This is a genomic window from Actinophytocola sediminis (assembly GCF_054779715.1).
Genome location: NZ_BAAGXS010000004.1, coordinates 132,800 through 149,474, shown reverse-complemented (window position 1 = coordinate 149,474; position 16,675 = coordinate 132,800). Strand labels below are relative to the sequence as shown.

Genomic DNA, 16,675 nt, shown 5'->3' with positions numbered 1-16,675 from the left:
GGGACCGGTGAGCGGGCGCTCTGGCCGCGCGCAGGTCGCCGAGGGGGTCGCCGGGGTTCTCCTCGGCCGGCCCGTCCCACAGCGCGAGCCCGGCCAGCGCGTGGTCCAGCGCCGCCAGGTGGTCGCCCGCGCGGGCGTGCCGGGCGCCGGCGGCCGCGGCCAGCAGCAGTGCCTCGGTGTCGACCTGGTCGCCGCGCAGGGCGAGGCGGTAGCCGCTCCCGGTGCGCACGATGAGGTCGGCGCCGAGCGCGGACCTGGCCTGGGACACCAACACCCGCAGCGCCCTGGTCGGGTTCTCCGGCCGGCGGTCGGCCCACAGCTGGTCCACGAGCCGGCTGGTGGCCAGTCCGGCGCGAAGCTCACCGGCCAGCAGCGCGAGCAGATCGCGCAGCCGAGGACGGGTGATCTCCTGGTCACGGAAGGCGACCCGGGGTAGCAGGACCAGCTCGGGAGTCACCCGACCAGGTTAGTGAGCCCCGATCCCAGTACCGGCGCCGCACACGAAGACTCCCTCTGCCACCTCCGGCATTGGTTTCACGGAGAATGACCGACTCCCCGGAATCAACAATGTCCGTTACGGTGAGTTGATGCCCGCCGGTTCTGTGCTTGTCGGTGGCTGGGTTGCGTTTCGTGTGCCAATGCCGTGCGGTGGGCGGCGACTACGGTTGGGTCACTGTGCGTGCTCGGGCTCCTAAGGGCACCAGTGCTCCTGTTTCAGGTCGCCGGCCGTGCCGCAGGTGGCCATGGATACGGGGTTCTTGCCGGATTTCTCCCGCATGACGGCCACGAACTTGTCCACCGGGATCTGCGAGCCGTCCGGGCCGAAGTCGATCTTACCGCTGGCGCCGTCGACTGTGGAGTCACCGGTGAGCCCGGTCAGCTTATGCCACACCGAGCCGATGTTGATCGCGGTGCCGTGCAGCTCGCGCACCGCTTCGGTGATCACGTAGAGTGCGTCGTAGGCGATCGGCGCGTCATCGGTGAGGTAGTTGGACTTGCACGATTTCGGGAAGAGGTCCTCCAACCTCATCTTGAGGTCGGTGTTGGAGACACATTCCTTACCGCCGGGCGCCAGTGCCAGGTAGTCGAAGGAGAGCTGGGGGTACTCCTCCAGCGAAGATTTGTCGGCGACATAGCGGGAGACATCGTCGCCGCCCATGATCTTCGGGGGCAAGGAACCGCACCCAGTGTTGATGCCACCCAGCAGCTGTGAGAAGTCCGCCGGTCGCCCGGTGAAGAAGATCAGGCCGTCGGTTCCTGCGAGCTCGCACAGCTTTTTGCCGACCGCGCGCGGGCCACCATCCGCTGCATAGTTCCGTCTCTCGACCGTGAACTTTTCGAGGCGAAACTCCTCCACTGCGGCGCTGGCCAGTGTGGAGTCGTAGAGGTCCGTCTCAATACCGGAACTCACGACAAACACCGTACCGGTCACGCCGAGCATTTTATTCGCGTACTTCGCCGCAACCTGCGCCTCGCGCCTGTTCTGCGGGGTGACCTGGTGGTACATCGGCGAGGAGTCCTCGATGCCGTCCGCGGTGAGCGACGCGGCGACCGTGGGAACACCCAATCTGCCCAGTGCCCCGATCGTCTGCCTGGTCGCCTCGCTGCTGACCGCCAGACCGACGGCGGCGACGATGGTCCGATCCTTCGACATCATCTTCTTCAGCATGCTCACGGCGGTTGTCCCATGCAGCATCTTCTCGCCCGCGTTGACGAACACGATCCGCACCAACGGGCCGCTTGAATTATCGAGCAGGCGACGCTGCTGGGCGGCGATTCCCTGCTGGCGTTCGATTTCCGACGAGACGATCGTTGCGGAGGTACTGATCTCGGACACATAGGCGACACTGACGAACTGACGCTTCGAGCCGCCCCGGCGCAGTCTTTCGGCCTCGCCGTTCTGGCCGGCGATCACCTGCTGGACTTTCCGCAGTTCCTCGGACCTGGGGAAGATCGGATCAGCACTCGCCCCGATGCACTCGTCCCCGATCGTGCTGACGTAGTCGGCGCGGGGATCGGTCATGGCGAGGCCGCAATGTTGGGCACGATACGCCGTCTCCCGCGCTTCATCAGCCTTGTCCAGCCTGTTGTCCACCCATAACCAGCTCCCGGCGGCCAGTGCGACGACCAAGGCGATCGCTGTCGGCAGCACGCCCGTGCGCGACCAGAGCGGCGGCGGACGAACCTCGAGGGTGTCGGTGGGTGGGTGCACTGCCGGCCCGTCGTCCCCCTGCAGGCAGCGGATCGGCAGGTACCAGGCCGCGGTCTCGCGTGCTCGGCTGGCTCGCCAGAACTCGTCGCGCCACTGGCCGTACGCGGCGCGGGCATGGCTCATGTTCCAGACCGCACGTGGTGCGGCGCCGTCGGGGAAGGCGTCCGGCGGCACCCTTCTACTCGCGCTGACGAACAGCAGCGGGTCGAACAGTCCGGTCTCGTTGCGGACCCGGTTGACCGTCTCGAGGAGCCGGTAGCCACCATTGCGGCGGGTGATCCGGTCGAGCAGGATCACCGGGTAACCGGTGCGGCGCGCACCACGCGGCCGCAGCCGTCGCCGGTAGGCACGCCGGACGTCCTCGAGGAAGGAGTTCACGAGCAGGCCGAGCAGCTCCTCAATGGACTCGCCCGTCTCTCGGCGCCCCTGTTTGTCATCCAGCCGACCGGTCAGCCGAACCGCGAAGCCGAGAAAAGTCCCAGGATCGTGCGGCGCGAGAAATGACTGCCGAAGAAACCAGCGGTATTTGGCCCCGACCCGCAACCGCAGGCCGAACCATAACGGCGGAACGACGAGCAGCCCGATCCGCACCCACCACGGAGCGGTTTCGGTCAGTACCTGACCGACGCCCTCCTGCGGCGATGTTCTCCGCCGCCGGCTCCGCTCGAAGTGCTGGATGTGCGTCGCCAACTCGTCGGCCGAATCGACCCGTTCGTTGTCGAGCCGCAGTTTCATCAGCCAGTGGACCAGCTCGAAGCGGCGGAACCTGACCGGACCGTATTTTCCGTGACCGCCGGTCGACAACTGCTTGGCCACTTCGAACAACGCCGCGGAAACCCGATCGAGATCCGCCCATTCCACAGGTTTGCTCGACATTTCCGGTGCGGCCGCGGATTCCGTTTCCCGATCGGCCGGAAACTCGTAGATGGCATGCGGAATAGGCCTCGGTTGAGCATCTCTGAGGTATTCCCGAATCTCGGCCAGCGCGCCCTGTTCGTTCTCGCCGCGCACCACGCACAGCAGGGGCAGGCCCCAGCGACGCTCCGCGCGTCGCCGTCGCCGGTTCGGCGGGGTCTCTCCGCTGCGTGGCCTGTTCACCAGGTCCTGCAGCAGGTCAATGAAATCTTTGAACCCGTCGAACATCCGGACCCCCAGGCCTCAGGTGATGGGATTCGTGCCCGGGAGCTTACCCGTGGGGTGTCGCTTCGGCGTGAACGGAGACGTAGCCGTTGGGGTGTCGGCTGTCCAGATTTCGTCCATGGGCAGCTACCACTTCCCCAAAGGCACCACCATCACCAGCGACCCGCACTACCTCGCCGCCGTCGCCGCAGAGATCAAACGACCGACCCCGTAAGATCCACCACTGGAAGAAACCCAGCGAGATCCTCACCGAACTCCTCACCTCAGATGCTTCCACCACCTGAATTCGCCAGCCGCGTGGGTGCGGGGCCGGCATAGCCATAGAGGAACGCGCGCACGCCGGCGGTTACCAGTTCGGTGGTGTGTTCGGTGGTCGGGGCGAGTGCCGGGTGGGCCGGGCCGGGGGTCGCGATCAGTTGGAGGAGGTGGCGGGCCGCGAGGTCGGGGTCCGCGATCCGGAGCAGGCCGCGGCCGGCCAGCTCCGCCAGGCGCGCGGCGAGTTCCCGCAGGACTCGCCCCGGGCCGGCCTCCTGCCAGGCCAGTACCGCGTCGCGGGGGATGTGCTCGGCCTCCGCGTCGATCTGGCGCACGATCGCGAAGTGCGCCGCCTGCGTGCCGGCCAGGTCGGCGTACGCCCTGCCGAACGCGACCAGGTCGGCCAGCACGTCGGTGACCTTGAAGAAGTGCCGGTCGATGACCGCGATCCGGGCGTCGGCCGCCGACTCGGCGCTGTGCGCGATGACCGCGTGGAACAGGTCGGCCTTGTCCTGGAAGTGGTTGTAGATCGTGCGGTTGGACACCCCGGCCTCGGCGGCGATCACGTCGATGCTCGCGCGGGTGTAGCCGTCGCGGGCGAACACGGTCAGCGCGCCGGTGAGGATGGCGCCGCGCTTGTCGGCCATCAGGCCGGCACGGCGGGGGCGCGCAGCGGCGCGAGTGCCCGCGACCAGGCGAACAGCTCGTCCAGCATCCTGACCAGCGTCGGCTCCTGCTGCTGGCCGGGCGTGAGCACCCCGGGGTCGCCCGGCTCGCTGATCGTGAAGTCGGTGAACTTCTCCAGCCCGACCTGCGCGCGCACCCCGGCGACCTTGACCTCGGCCAGCACCAGCCGCAGGTGCTCGACGGCGCGCAGCCCGCCGCCCGTGCCGTGGCTGACGAAGCCGGCGGCCTTGTTCTGCCATTCCGCGAACAGGAAGTCGATCGCGTTCTTCAGCGCGGCCGGGATGGAGTGGTTGTACTCCGGGGTGACGAACACGAACCCGTCGAAGGAGTCGACCGTCTCCGCCCACCTCCTGGTGTGCTCCTTGCGGTAGTCGCCCCACGCCGCCGAGACGGGCTCGTCGAGCAGCGGCAGGCCGTAGTCGACCAGGTCGACCAGCGCGATCTCGACCTTGCCCGCCACCACCTCCGGGTGCCGCCGGGCGATCTGCACCACCCAGTCGGCGGCGACCTCCGTCCGGCGCCGTGGCCGAGTGCTGCCGACGATGACCGCGATCCTGATCATGAGGTGCTCCTTTCGCTACTACCAACGTAGCAAAAATTACACCGCTCGTTGCAAACGACGCCAGCCGGTGCGGGCGGCCCGTCAGGTACTGATCCGGGCCGGCCCGCACCGGGGTCAACTGCCCTGAATGCCCCGTTCAGGGCGTTGAACGTCGCCTCGTTCAGCGCGTCGCAGCGAACGTCAGGCGCAGGATCCGGTCGTCGCCGGGGCGCGGCGTTCCCCGGCCGTCGGTGTTGTTGGTCATCAGCCACAGCGACCCGTCCGGCGCGGTGGCCACGTTCCGCAGTCGCCCGTAGGTGCCGTTGAAGAAGTTCACCGGGCTGCCGTCGGGCGCCCCGTTGAGCACCGGCACGGCCCACAACCGCTGCCCACGCAACGTGGCCAGCCACACCGTGTCACGGGTGAAGGCGATCCCCGACGGTGAGGCCTCGGAGGTCGGCCACTGCGCGATCGGGTCGACGAACCCGGGGTTGTCACCATCACCCTCGACGGTCGGCCAGCCGTAGTTGCCGCCCGCCCGGATCAGGTTGAGCTCGTCCCAGGTGTTCTGCCCGAACTCACTGGCCCACAACCGGCCGCCACCGTCGAAGGCGAGGCCCTGCACGTTGCGGTGGCCAAGACTCCACATCCGGTTGCCCGCGGTCGGGTTGCCCGGCGCCGCCTCGCCGGTCGGCGTGACCCGCAGGATCTTGCCGCCGAGCGAGGACGGGTTCTGCGAGTTCGCCGACTGGCCGGCGTCGCCGGTGGCGATGTAGAGCAGGCCGTCCGGTCCGAACGCCAACCGGCCGCCGTTGTGGATGGTCGCCTTCGGGATCCCGGAGACGACCACCTCCGGCTGACCGAGACCACCGTTGACCGTCATCCGCACGACGCGGTTGTCGCTCGCGGCGGTGAAGTAGGCGTAGACGTAGCGGTCGGTGTCGAAGCTCGGCGACACCGCGAGGCCGTGCAGCCCGCCCTCACCGCCGGCCACCACGCCCGGCACGGTGCCGACCGTGGTGGTCGAGCCGTTCGCGATCCGCTTGAGCTGCGCGGAGTTCCGTTCGGACACCAGCGCCGAACCGTCCGGCAGGAACGCCAGCCCCCACGGCGAGGCCAGGCCCGTGGTCAGCGTGTCGGCGACCTGCGGGGTCGGCGGCACGGCCAGCGCGCCTGGCGGCTCGGCGGCCGCGGTGAAGGTGGCCGAGGTGAGCGTGGTGGTCATGGCGGCGAGCAGAGTGGTGACCAGAAGGGTCGCAGGGGTCCGCTTCACGGTCGTCTCCTTCCGAGTTATCCGGTGGCGCAGGCGGTTCCGTTCAGCGAGAAGGTCGTCGGCGAGTTGTTGGCGCCCGAGTGGGTGCCCTGGAAGCCGAAGCTCTGGCTGCCGCCCGGCGGGATGGTGCCGTTGTGTCCGATGTTGCGTGCGGTGACCGCCGAGCCGCTCTGGCCGATGTCGGCGTTCCATGCACTGGTGATCTGCTGGCCGCCGGTGAACGACCAGTTCAGCGTCCAGCCGTTGATCGCGGTCGAGCTGGTGTTGGCGACGGTGACGTTGGCGGTGAACCCGTTCTGCCATGATGTCGGCGCGTAGCTGACCCGGCAACCACCTGGCGGGTTGGGGTCGGGGTTGCCGCTGCCGGTGGACACCGAGAACGAGTTCACCGCGAGGCCGGCGCCACCGACCCACGGCTCGAAGCCGGCCTGGATGCTGGTCAGGTACCAGGAGCGCTGGGCATGGCCTCGGTTGACCGCGTCGCTGTAGAACTCGTTGACCGAGAAGTCGACCGAGTTCGAGGCGGAGGTGCGCACATAGGAGATGACGTTCCAGCCGATGTTGCCGAACCAGACCTCCCAGCTGGCGCCCGCGAGGTTGACCGTGCCGACCCGGGAGCCGATCGGTTGGATCGATCCCTGGCGGTTGAGCCACACCATGATCTCCGCCCCGGTGTTCTGCCCGTCGGTGCGCGGGGTCGGGTCGAACCACAGGTCGTAGGACGCGTTCCAGGTGCCAGAACCCGGATAGCTCATGGACACGCCGGTCCGCATACCGGTGAACGTGCCGGTGTTCGCCTGCACCGGCAGCCCGCTGCCGCTGGTGCAGTTGCCGTAGTGGCAACCGAAGACGACCGACGGATAGGCCGCGGGCGCGCCGTTGGTCGCGTTGTTGTGGTTGGCCTGGGTCACGGTGAAGCCATTGTTGGTGGTGTCGATGCACTGCGTGGTGCTCGCGCCCCACACGTTGTTCTGCACGCTGTACCGTCCATTTTGGATGGACTGGGTGCCGTACTTGTCACAGATCACGGCCGCCTGCGCCGGCGGCGCGGCCGTCACGGTCAACCCCCCGACCAGTAGACCGATCGTCAGCACGGCCTGAATGAGACGCCTCATCGCAACTCCTCGTTGACTGCGGCAGGCTGAGAACTCGATCTGGGAGCGCTCCCAGAAGTAGTCATATAGTGACCCACCGCTCACCACAAGGCAACTACGAGGCTCGCTTGCCGGTACGCAACTCGTCGTTGGACTCGGCCAGCACCTCGGCGGTCTCCCGGCATTCCTGGCAGACCGCGAGATGCGCGTCGATCAGCCCGCACCGCCTGCGCGAACCGCCGCGCCTGGTCCAGGTGCCGAGCTGCTGGCGCACCGTGACGCAGCTGGTCGCCGTGGCGCTGGGGACCTGGGCCTGGAGGTAGGCCTGGCGCAGGCCCTCACGCGCCCGCATCGCCAGCGCGGCCACGCCGTTGGGCGACATGTCCAGCCGGGCGGCCAGTTCGGCGGGCGACCGGCGCTCCACCTCGGTGTGCCAGAGCACCGCCTGCCAGCGCGGCGGCAGCGCCTGGAACGCCGCGCGCACCAGCTCCAGATGCCAGCGGCGCAGCGCGGCGTCGTCGACCGCCGCGGTCACCTCGCCGCCGATGCGCGGCTCGGTCCCGTAGAGGGCGACCCGGTTGCGGTGGCGCACGTAAACGATGCCCAGCCGGCGCACGGTGGTCAGCAGGTAGGCCAGCGGGCTCTCCCGGGGACCGGCACCGTTGCCGATCGCGTTCAGCGTGCGCGCGAAGGCGTCGGCGACCAGGTCCTGCTGTTCGCTCGACTGGGAGGTCCACTGCCTGGCCGCCAGGAACACGGCCGCGGCATGCCGCCGGAACAGCTCGCCGTACGCGCCGAGATCGCCCGCGCGCACCGCCGCGAGCAGCTCTGCGTCGGTGGGCTGGCCCGCCGTCGGATCCGTGTCGTCCATGGCGCCTTCCCCGTTCTCGGACGGTAGAAGCACTGATGGCATACCTCAGCCTGGCCGGGCGAAAGCCCGGACTGTCCGGTTGTCACCCGAACGGGCTGGGAACGGTCACCCCCGTTGCCGACAAGTAGTGGTGTGACGATGGCGAACGTGGACTCCGACCGGCCCGACCTCTCCGGTCGCGCCGGCGGCGCGGCGCTGACCCGCCTGTACGACGCGCACGCCCGTGACCTGCACCGATACCTGGCCAGACGCCTGGACACGGCCACCGCGGACGATCTGGTGGCCGAGACGTTCCTGGTGGCCTGGGAGCAGCGCGCCCGCTACGACCCCACCCGCGGCGTTGCCCGCGCCTGGCTGTTCGGCATCGCGACCAACCTGCTGCGCCGGCACGCCCGCGTCGAGGCCAAGACGCTGCTGGCGATGAGCGCGGAGGCCGGCCGCGCGGTGGCCGTCGAGCAGGAGGACGCCGCGAGCGCGGCCAGGGTCGACGCCGGCCGCGCTGCCCGCTCGCTGGCGGCCGGGCTGGCGGCGCTGCGGGCCGAGGAACGGGACGTGCTGTTGCTGGTGGCCTGGGCGTCGTTGCGGCCGGTGGAGATCGCCACCGCGCTGGACCTGGACGTGCGGACCGTCCGTACCCGACTGCACCGCGCGCGGACCAAGCTGCGCGCCCGGCTCGACCACGGAGAGTGAAAATGACCACCGATCACGACCCCATCGACGAGTTGCTCGCCGGCCTGCACGCCGATGTGCCGGAGATGTCCGACCGGGCCTTCGCCGTCGGCCGCACGCACCTGCTGCTGGTCGTCGACCAGCCGACACCGCTGGTCACCACGGCCGACGACCCGCTCCCCCTTGCCCCACAAGGGAAGGCGCGAGCGCTACGCAGCCCGCCCCGCCGGCTGCTGCCCCTGATCGCCTCGGCCGCCACCGTGACGGCACTGGCCGCGGGCGTGCTCGTCGCGCGCACCGGGTCCGACCCGGCCACGCCGACGGCCGAGGCCGGGCTCACCGCCGCGGCCGACAAGCTGCCCGCCGACGACGAGCCGCTGCGCCCCGGCCAGTACCGCTATCTGACCACGCACGGCTGGCACCAGGCCGGCAACATGACGATCGGCGACGGCGGCATGGCCGAGGACCTGGAGGTGACCTTCCTGGTCGAGGAACGGCGGCAGCTCTGGATCCCCGCCGACCCCACCGAACAGTGCCTGCTGCGCGGCACGAGCGGCGAGAACTTCATCTGGCTGGTCGGCGACGAGGAGAAGGCCGGGGAGCTGGGCATCGAGACGCCCCAGCGGAAGACCTTCGAGCACCGCGTCCCGTGCGGTGACTTCGCCGACGGCTGGTGGCAGCAGCCGAGCACCGATTTCCTGGCCGCGCTCCCCCGCGACCCCGACGCGCTCTACGACCGGCTGCGCCGCGACACCGAGGGCCGGGGCGCGGACCCCGACCTGGAGGTGCTGGTCTACGTGACCGACGCGCTGCGGACCGGCCTGGTGCCGGCCGACCTGCGGGCCGCGCTGTACCGGGCGCTGGCCAAGGTGCCCGGTCTGGAGGTGACCGAACAGGTCGCCAACCTGGACGGCCGCGAGGGCACCGCCTACGGCATCACCGTGGACGGCGAGCGCACCGACGTGATCGTCGACCCGGTCACCGGCCAGTACCTCGGCGAACGCCGGATCGACCTCGACGGCCGCGACGGCATCCCCGCCGACACGACCACCAGCTACACCGCCATGTCGCCCCCCGTTACCGTCCCCACCCCCGGCACCACCCCCTGAAGTGCAGTGAAGGGTCCCTTCGCTGCGGTGGACGCAGCGAAGGGACCCTTCACTGCGGTCGCAGCCGACCAGACCCTTAGCTTGGCTAAGGATTTTTGTTAGCATGGCTAAGTGGTATCCATTCGGCACCAGCCACGCACGGTGTGGGTCACCGCGTTCGCGGCGGTCATCGCGTTCATGGGCATCGGGTTGGTCGACCCGATCCTGCTGTCCATCGCCGAGTCGCTGTCCGCCTCGCCGACCGAGGTGACCCTGCTGTTCACCTCCTACCTCGGCGTCCAGGTGTTCGCGATGCTGCTGACCGGCGCGTTCACCGCCAGATTCGGCGCGAAACGGACGCTGCTCGGCGGGCTGGTGCTGATCGTGGCGGCCACCCTGGCCTGCGCGCTGGCGAACTCGATCGCCGAGCTGGTCGCGCTGCGCGCGGTGTGGGGCATGGGCAACGCGCTGTTCATCGCGACCGCGCTGTCGGTGATCGTCGGGGCCGCCGCCGGCGGGCAGCAGAGCGCGATCCTGCTCTACGAGGCCGCCCTGGGCATCGGCATCGCCACCGGCCCGCTGCTGGGCGCGGTCCTCGGCGAGATCTCCTGGCGCGGCCCGTTCGCCGGCACCGCGGTGCTGATGGGTCTCGCGCTGATCCTGTGCTCGGTCAAGCTGCCGGCCGACGCGACGCTGCCCCGGCCCCAGGTCCGGCTGCTCGACCCGTTGCGGGCGCTGCGGCACCGGGGGCTGTTGCTGACCTCGATCGGCTCCGCGCTCTACACCGCGGCGTTCTTCACCGTGCTGGCCTGGGCGCCGTTCGTGCTGTTGTTCAGCGCCGCCGGGGTCGGGCTGGTGTTCTTCGGCTGGGGGATCGCGGTCGCGGTCTCCGGGGTGTTCCTGGCGCCCCGGCTGGCCGCCCGGCTCGGGGAGCGCCGCGCGACCGTGGTCGCGGTGCTCGGCTTCGCGGCGCTGCTCGCGGTCATGGTGATCGACGCCAAACCGGTGCTGGTGATCGCGGTGATGCTCAGCGGCGTCGGCTCCGGCCTGCTGAACACGCTGTTCACCGGCACCGCGATGAGCATCAGCGACGCGCCGAGGCCGACCGCCAGCGCCGGCTACAACTTCCTCCGCTGGATGGGCGGGGCGCTGGCGGCCGCGCTGGTCGGCCACGTCGCCGACTGGCTCGGCTCGCCGCACGCCCCGTTCGCCGTCGGCGCCGTGCTGTGCGTGCTCGCCGCCGGCACGCTCGCCCTCGGCGGGCGCCGCGAACGCGACCGGCACAGCGTGCCGTCGACGGCCGTTGTGGTCGGCGAGGAGTTCTGACTCACCGTAAGTGATCAACTGCCCGCGTGCTGTTGTCAGGCGTTCGCCCGACTGCGGCGGGCGTGACCGTCTTCCTACCGTGACGTGTCCCTTCTGAGATGGCCCTGTCGCACATCAGAAAGCTAGGAGACGTCAATGTTCCGAGGTAGATCCGCACGACTTCGTGCGCTCGCCACGGCCGGCCTGGTCACCGCGACCGGAGTGGCGACCGTCCTTCTCGCACCGTCGGCGCAGGCCGCGCCGGCGTTCCAGCTGCCGTTCGAATGTGGTCAGGAATGGCGGCTGGACACCTGGGCGCACAGTCCCGCGCTGGACATGGTGCGCGAGCCCAACCAGGTCGGCACCGAGGGCGCGGCGCTGGTGGCGCCGGCGGCCGGCACGGTGAACCAGTCCTTCTACCACGACAACGCCGGCAACATGATCCAGATCAACCACGGTGGCGGGCACTTCACCACCTATCTGCACCTGCAGTCGCGCGCGGTCTCGGTGGGCGCCAAAGTCACGCGGGGGCAGCGGATCGGCAAGGTCGGCAAGACCGGTCCCACGTCCAACGGCCATCCACACCTGCACTACGAGCAGGGCTTCGACAGCGACGGCAACGGCAGCGCCACCTGGGGGTACGCCGGGGCGGAGCGGGTCGCCGCGAAGTTCGACGGCACGACCTACACCGGATCGTCGCGCACCTGGCGCGACGTCGCCAGCGCCAACTGCACGGAAGCGCCGGACCTCGAGCGGGTGTCGGATTTCAGCGGTGACGGGCATTCCGACGTGCTCGGCGTGAACGCCGCCGGGGAACTCTGGTACTACCCGAACAACGGCCTGAACCTCTCCACCGGCACCGCCAAACAACTCGGCCACGGTTGGGGTTCGTTCAAACACGTCATGTCCGCCGACTTCAGCGGCGACGGACACGCCGACGTGCTCGGCGTCAACGCCGCCGGCGATCTCTGGTACTACCCCAACAACGGCCTGAGTCTCTCCTCCGACACCGCCAAGAAAATCGGCCAGGGCTGGGACACGTTCAGCCACGTCATGTCCGCCGACTTCAACGGTGACGCGCGGGCGGACGTGCTCGGCGTGAACGCCGCCGGCGAACTCTGGTTCTACCCCAGCGAAAACCGGGGAATCTCCACCGACACCGCCAAGCAGATCGGCCGCGGCTGGGGCTCGTTCCAGCACGTCATGTCCGCCGATTTCAGCGGCGACGGCTACGCCGACGTCATCGGTGTCAACGCCGCCGGCGAACTCTGGTACTACCCGAACAACGGCCTGAACCTCTCCACCGACACCGCCAAGAAAATAGGCCAGGGCTGGGGTTCGTTCAGTCAGGTCTTCGCCTCGGACTTCAGCGGCGACGGCTACGCCGACATCATCGGCGTCAACTCCGCCGGCGAACTCTGGTTCTACCCCAGCAAGAACCGGGGCATCTCCACCGACACCGCCAAACAGATCGGCCGCGGCTGGAATTCGTTCAGCCACGTGATGTGAGTTGTGAAAAGGCGGTGGCACGCCCCGGAGTTTGACCGGGACGCGCCACCGTCGATTTTCCTCGGCTGCTAGATGTTGACGCCGTTGGCGCGCAGCCAGGGCAACGGATCGATCTTGTTGCCGTCCTGGTGCACCTCGAAGTGCAGGTGCGGACCGGTGGACTCGCCCCGGTTGCCGAGCGTCGCGATCTGCTCACCAGCGGCGACACGCTGCCCGACGCTCACCAACGACTCGTTGATGTGGCCGTAGACGGTGATCAGCCCGTTGTCGTGCTGCACCCGCACCCACAGCCCGAACCCGCTCGCCGGGCCGGAGTCGATCACCTCGCCCGCCATCGCGGACCGGATCGGCGTGCCGATGCTGTTGGCGATGTCGATGCCGTAGTGCACCGAGCCCCAACGGGCACCATAGGTGGAGGTCAGCGTGCCCTCGGTGGGCTTGACCACGCCGGCGGAGGACACCGGCGCTTGGCTGGCCTCCGGCGCGGGGCTGGCGGGCGCGGGGCTGGCCCCACTGGACCCACTGGTCCCGCTGTCGGCCTCGGCCGCGGGCGGGTTCGGCGCGGCGGTCGACTCGCCTTCCCCGGCGGTCGACTCGCTCGGCGCGGACTCCTCGGCACGCTGGGCGGCCAGGGCCGCCCGGCGGTGCGCCAGCTTCTTCGTCTCGGCCTGGGCGGCACCCTGCTCGTCGCAGGCCCGCCGGTAGGCGCGCCGGCTGTCGTCCTTGGCCTTGGCCGCGGAGTGCCGGTTGCGCTCCACCTTGTCCAGCGACGACCGAGCGGTGCGCTCGGCCCTGGTCTTCTTGTCCACGGCATGCCGCGCCGCGACCATGGTGTCGTTGTACTCGCCGGCCATCACGTCCAACATGCCCGCGCGCTCCAGCAGATTGGACGGACTGTCCGAGCCGAGATAGGCGGCCACGCTCACCGAGCTGAAACTGGTGCTCCGGTCGTAGCTCGCGGACGCGAACTCGTCGAATTTCTGCCGCGTGGCACGTTCTTTGCTCGCGGCCGCTTCGGCTTCCGCGCGAGCGCGGGTTGCCGTTGCCGCGGCCACTTTGGCCTCGGCTTCCGCACGCTGATGCCGTTGTTCGGCGGCGCTGAACGCCTCGAACTTCTTGGCCAGTGCGGTTTGTGCTTCCTTGAGGTCGGCGTCGGCCACAGCGATCTGCTGATCAAGCGTTTCGGGCGGCTGCCCGGACGCTGCTGGCGTGGCCAGTACAACGCCAGCCGTCAGCGTGGAGAGCATGATCGCGAACGTGGCTCGCGTCAGTAGACGCGCACCCATAAATAGCTCCAAGCGTCGTGGGGCGTGCGATGCGGGGGAACATCGACACAAACCCCGGGATCAGGGCGTGGCGACTATGCGCCCCGCTTTCGCCAGGAATCCACCCGACTTGACCTGAATCACAACGTTTAGATCACGTGAATAGCACGGTACCGCGCGTAATCATTGACACGACGAAGAAGTCGAACTACCTTCCTTCGTTCTGACCAACTCGACGCAAATGCTCGGCCGCGGTCGCTATCCGGATGGCGCTTCCGGGAGTGGCCGTGACCTCGGCGGTGGTGACCGCCGTGACCGCCCCGACGGCGGTGTCCACATCCAGGCGGAGCGCGCCGCCCAACGGCACGACCCGACGCAGCACGCCATCGACCACCACGGTGTCCGGCGGCGCCGGCTGGTCCTCGGCGAGCGGATGGCACCGCTCCGGCCGGGCGACCAGGGTGCCCTCCCGGCCGGTGAGCTCGGGCGGCAGTTGCGTGGTGAACCCGAGCAGGCTCGCGCACGCCAGATCCGCCGGCGCGTCCAACACGTCCTGGGTGGCGCCGAGCTGGCGGAGCTGTCCGTCGACCAACAGCGCGGTGCGCCCGGCGATGGCCCGCGCCTCCTCCCGGTCGTGGGTGACCAGCAGGACCGCGGCGTCCTGGCGGTCGAGCGCCGCGCGCAGGTCGGCGAGCAGATCGGTCCGGGTGGTGGCGTCGAGCCCGGTGAACGGCTCGTCGAGCAGCAACACCCTCGGCGCGACGGCCAGCGCACGCGCGATCGCCACCCGCTGCGCCTCCCCGCCGGACAGGCTGTTGGCCCGCCGGGCGGCCAGCGTGTCGACCCCGAGCGCGGCCAGCCACGGCGCCGCCCGCCTGCGCGCCTCCCGGCGCGACACCCCCCGCAGCCGCAGCCCGGCCGCGGCGTTGTCGAGCACGGTCCCGCGTTGCAGCACCGGGCGTTGGAGCACCGCGGCCACCGCGCGGCGCAACTGCGCGGTGGTGGCGGCCTGGCCGTCCAGCAGCACGGTGCCCGACCGGGACACGCGGCCGAGGTGCGCGAGCGCCCGCAGCAACGTCGACTTCCCCGAACCGTTCGGCCCGAGGACCGCGAGGGTCTCCCCGGCGGCGATGTCCAACGCCGGCACGGCGACCAGGTCACGCCCAGCCGCGGTGACCAGCAGGTCGCGACAGCCGATACTCATCAGTTACCCATTCAGTCGGCCGTGTGCCGGTGTTGGGCGAGGGTGACCGCCAGGTTGACGACGAACGCGATGGCCAGCAGCACCAGCCCGAACGCGATCGCCAGCGCGAACTGCCCCCGGCTCGTGGCCAGCACCGCGGCGGTGGTGAGCACCCTGGTCTCCCCCGCGAGGTTGCCGCCGACCATCTGCGCGGCGCCGACCTCACTGACCACCGCGCCGAACCCCGCCATGGCCGCGGCCAGCAGCGGCAGCTTCGCCTCCCGCAGCAGGGAGCCGAGCGCGCGGAGCCTGGTGGCGCCCAGCCCGCGCATCTGCAGCAGGAAGTCCGGGTCGACCTGCTGGAGGGCCGCAGCGGTCAACGCGACCACGACCGGCGTGGCGATCGCCGCTTGGGCGATCACCATCGCGGTCGGGGTGTAGAGCAGGCCGAACGCGCCGAGCGGCCCGTCGCGCCACAGCAACACGGTGACGAACAGCCCGACCACGACCGGCGGCAATCCCATCCCGGTGTTCGCGACGGCCATCAGCAGCCGCCGGCCGCGGAACCGGCCGAGCGCGAGCACCGCGCCGGCCGGGACGCCGAGCAGGAAGGCGACCAGCGTGGCGCTCAGGGAGACCCGCAGGGTGAGGCCGGTGATCGCCCAGGTGCCCTCGTCGCCGGTGAACAGCAGGCGAAACGCCTCCAGCAGACCGTCGCCGAGCACGTCCACGCGATCAGTTCCCCAGCGCCGCTTCGTCCTTGCCCGCGTCCGGCACGAACAGCTGTTGGCCGCCGTCCTCGGTGCCGAACTCGCCGATCATCCGCTGCGCGTCGGCCCCGACGATCCAGTCGGCGAAGGCCTGCGCGCCGTCGGGCTGTACCCGGTCGCCGGCCTGGGTGGTCATCTCGATCACGTGATAGATGTTGAGCAGTGCCTTGTCGCCCTCGTTCAGCACGTCGAGGTCGAGGTTGTCCCGCTGGGTCAGGTAGGTCGCCCGGTCGGTCAGCGTGTAGGCCGAGGTCTCGCTGGCGACCTGCAGGGTGGCGCCCATCCCCTGGCCGGTCGAGCGATACCACGTGCCGGCGGGCTCGATGGCGTTCTGCTCCCACAGCTGCAGCTCCCGGGAGTGCGTACCCGACTCGTCGCCTCGGGAGACGAACCCGGCCCGCGCGGCGGCGATCTTCCTCATGGCCTCCGCCGCCGGCACGCCGCGGATCCCCGCCGGGTCCGCCGCCGGCCCGACCAGCACGAAGTCGTTGTGCATGACCAGCCTGCGCTGCCCGGCGGTGCCCTCCGCGACGAACTCCTCCTCGGCCTTCGGCGAGTGCACGAGTACGACGTCGGCCTCACCGCGCCGGCCAAGTTCGATGGCCTGCCCACTGCCCACCGCCAACGGCTTGACCGCCCAGCCGGTGTCCTCGGTGAACGCCGGCAGCAGCTCGTCGAGCAGGCCGGAGTCCTGGGTGCTCGTGGTGGTCGCGAGGATCAGCGACTTCTCGTCCGACGGCCCGGCCAGCTGGTCCTGGCCGCCACACGCCGTGACCGTCACCAGGACGGCGATCGACGCCAGCACCATCCGAA

At 69.9% G+C, this 16,675-nt stretch carries 15 protein-coding genes and 1 pseudogene; 5 read left to right on the top strand and 11 right to left on the bottom strand.

The features are described 5' to 3' along the window. On the bottom strand, positions 1–457 hold a 457-nt coding region (locus ACYVIP_RS02890), incomplete at its 3' end, for an AfsR/SARP family transcriptional regulator (protein ID WP_460391647.1). Positions 458–691: 234 nt separating this feature from the next. Next, entirely contained in the window at positions 692–3,355 is a 2,664-nt protein-coding gene (locus ACYVIP_RS02885; RefSeq protein WP_460391645.1) for a type 1 periplasmic-binding domain-containing protein, read from the bottom strand. Positions 3,356–3,482: 127 nt separating this feature from the next. On the opposite strand from ACYVIP_RS02885, the pseudogene ACYVIP_RS02880 reads away from it, so the two are divergent. Beyond that, a pseudogene (locus tag ACYVIP_RS02880) lies at positions 3,483–3,636 on the top strand (IS30 family transposase); the annotation flags it as partial. Here the strand turns inward: ACYVIP_RS02880 and ACYVIP_RS02875 are convergent. The 5 genes from ACYVIP_RS02875 to ACYVIP_RS02855 all read right to left on the bottom strand — a co-directional run bounded on the left by ACYVIP_RS02875 (position 3,616) and on the right by ACYVIP_RS02855 (position 8,073). After that, a complete protein-coding gene (locus ACYVIP_RS02875) occupies positions 3,616–4,254 on the bottom strand; it encodes a TetR/AcrR family transcriptional regulator (RefSeq protein WP_460391643.1) in 639 nt (212 codons plus the stop codon). The pseudogene ACYVIP_RS02880 and the gene ACYVIP_RS02875 overlap by 21 nt on opposite strands. Further along, positions 4,254–4,856, bottom strand: a complete 603-nt coding sequence (locus tag ACYVIP_RS02870) for an NADPH-dependent FMN reductase (RefSeq protein ID WP_460391641.1) — start codon at positions 4,854–4,856, stop codon at positions 4,254–4,256. The genes ACYVIP_RS02875 and ACYVIP_RS02870 overlap by 1 nt, the downstream gene beginning before the upstream one ends. Before the next feature lie 160 nt (positions 4,857–5,016). Beyond that, positions 5,017–6,108: a PQQ-dependent sugar dehydrogenase gene (locus ACYVIP_RS02865; protein ID WP_460391639.1), complete on the bottom strand. Its 1,092-nt coding sequence runs from the start codon at positions 6,106–6,108 to the stop codon at positions 5,017–5,019. Positions 6,109–6,125: 17 nt separating this feature from the next. Then, positions 6,126–7,223: a GH12 family glycosyl hydrolase domain-containing protein gene (locus tag ACYVIP_RS02860; protein WP_460391637.1), complete on the bottom strand. Its 1,098-nt coding sequence runs from the start codon at positions 7,221–7,223 to the stop codon at positions 6,126–6,128. A gap of 94 nt (positions 7,224–7,317) precedes the next feature. Further along, positions 7,318–8,073, bottom strand: a complete 756-nt coding sequence (locus ACYVIP_RS02855; protein ID WP_460391635.1) for an RNA polymerase sigma factor — start codon at positions 8,071–8,073, stop codon at positions 7,318–7,320. 138 nt (positions 8,074–8,211) lie between these two features. On the opposite strand from ACYVIP_RS02855, the gene ACYVIP_RS02850 reads away from it, so the two are divergent. The 4 genes from ACYVIP_RS02850 (at position 8,212) to ACYVIP_RS02835 (ending at position 12,644) form a co-directional block, all read left to right on the top strand. Beyond that, positions 8,212–8,763, top strand: coding sequence for an RNA polymerase sigma factor (locus ACYVIP_RS02850; RefSeq protein WP_460391633.1), 552 nt, complete (start codon positions 8,212–8,214; stop codon positions 8,761–8,763). A 2-nt stretch (positions 8,764–8,765) separates the two neighbouring features. Then, the gene (locus tag ACYVIP_RS02845) at positions 8,766–9,851 is read left to right on the top strand and encodes a CU044_5270 family protein (protein ID WP_460391631.1); all 1,086 of its coding nucleotides are present in this window, start codon (positions 8,766–8,768) and stop codon (positions 9,849–9,851) included. Positions 9,852–9,962: 111 nt separating this feature from the next. Further along, positions 9,963–11,156 (top strand): MFS transporter, encoded by a 1,194-nt coding sequence (locus ACYVIP_RS02840; RefSeq protein ID WP_460391629.1) that lies wholly within the window; start codon positions 9,963–9,965, stop codon positions 11,154–11,156. Between the two features lie 135 nt (positions 11,157–11,291). Then, positions 11,292–12,644 (top strand): FG-GAP-like repeat-containing protein, encoded by a 1,353-nt coding sequence (locus ACYVIP_RS02835; protein WP_460391627.1) that lies wholly within the window; start codon positions 11,292–11,294, stop codon positions 12,642–12,644. Between the two features lie 68 nt (positions 12,645–12,712). On the opposite strand, the gene ACYVIP_RS02830 is transcribed toward ACYVIP_RS02835, so the two are convergent. From ACYVIP_RS02830 to ACYVIP_RS02815, 4 genes are all read right to left on the bottom strand, one after another. Continuing rightward, positions 12,713–13,891: a peptidoglycan DD-metalloendopeptidase family protein gene (locus ACYVIP_RS02830; RefSeq protein WP_460391625.1), complete on the bottom strand. Its 1,179-nt coding sequence runs from the start codon at positions 13,889–13,891 to the stop codon at positions 12,713–12,715. Positions 13,892–14,117: 226 nt separating this feature from the next. Beyond that, the gene (locus ACYVIP_RS02825) at positions 14,118–15,113 is read right to left on the bottom strand and encodes an ABC transporter ATP-binding protein (protein ID WP_460391623.1); all 996 of its coding nucleotides are present in this window, start codon (positions 15,111–15,113) and stop codon (positions 14,118–14,120) included. Positions 15,114–15,124: 11 nt separating this feature from the next. Continuing rightward, positions 15,125–15,823, bottom strand: a complete 699-nt coding sequence (locus ACYVIP_RS02820) for an ABC transporter permease (RefSeq protein WP_460391621.1) — start codon at positions 15,821–15,823, stop codon at positions 15,125–15,127. Positions 15,824–15,827: 4 nt separating this feature from the next. After that, on the bottom strand, positions 15,828–16,670 hold the full coding sequence (locus ACYVIP_RS02815) for an ABC transporter substrate-binding protein (protein WP_460391619.1): 843 nt from the start codon (positions 16,668–16,670) through the stop codon (positions 15,828–15,830). Between the last annotated feature and the right edge of the window lie 5 nt (positions 16,671–16,675).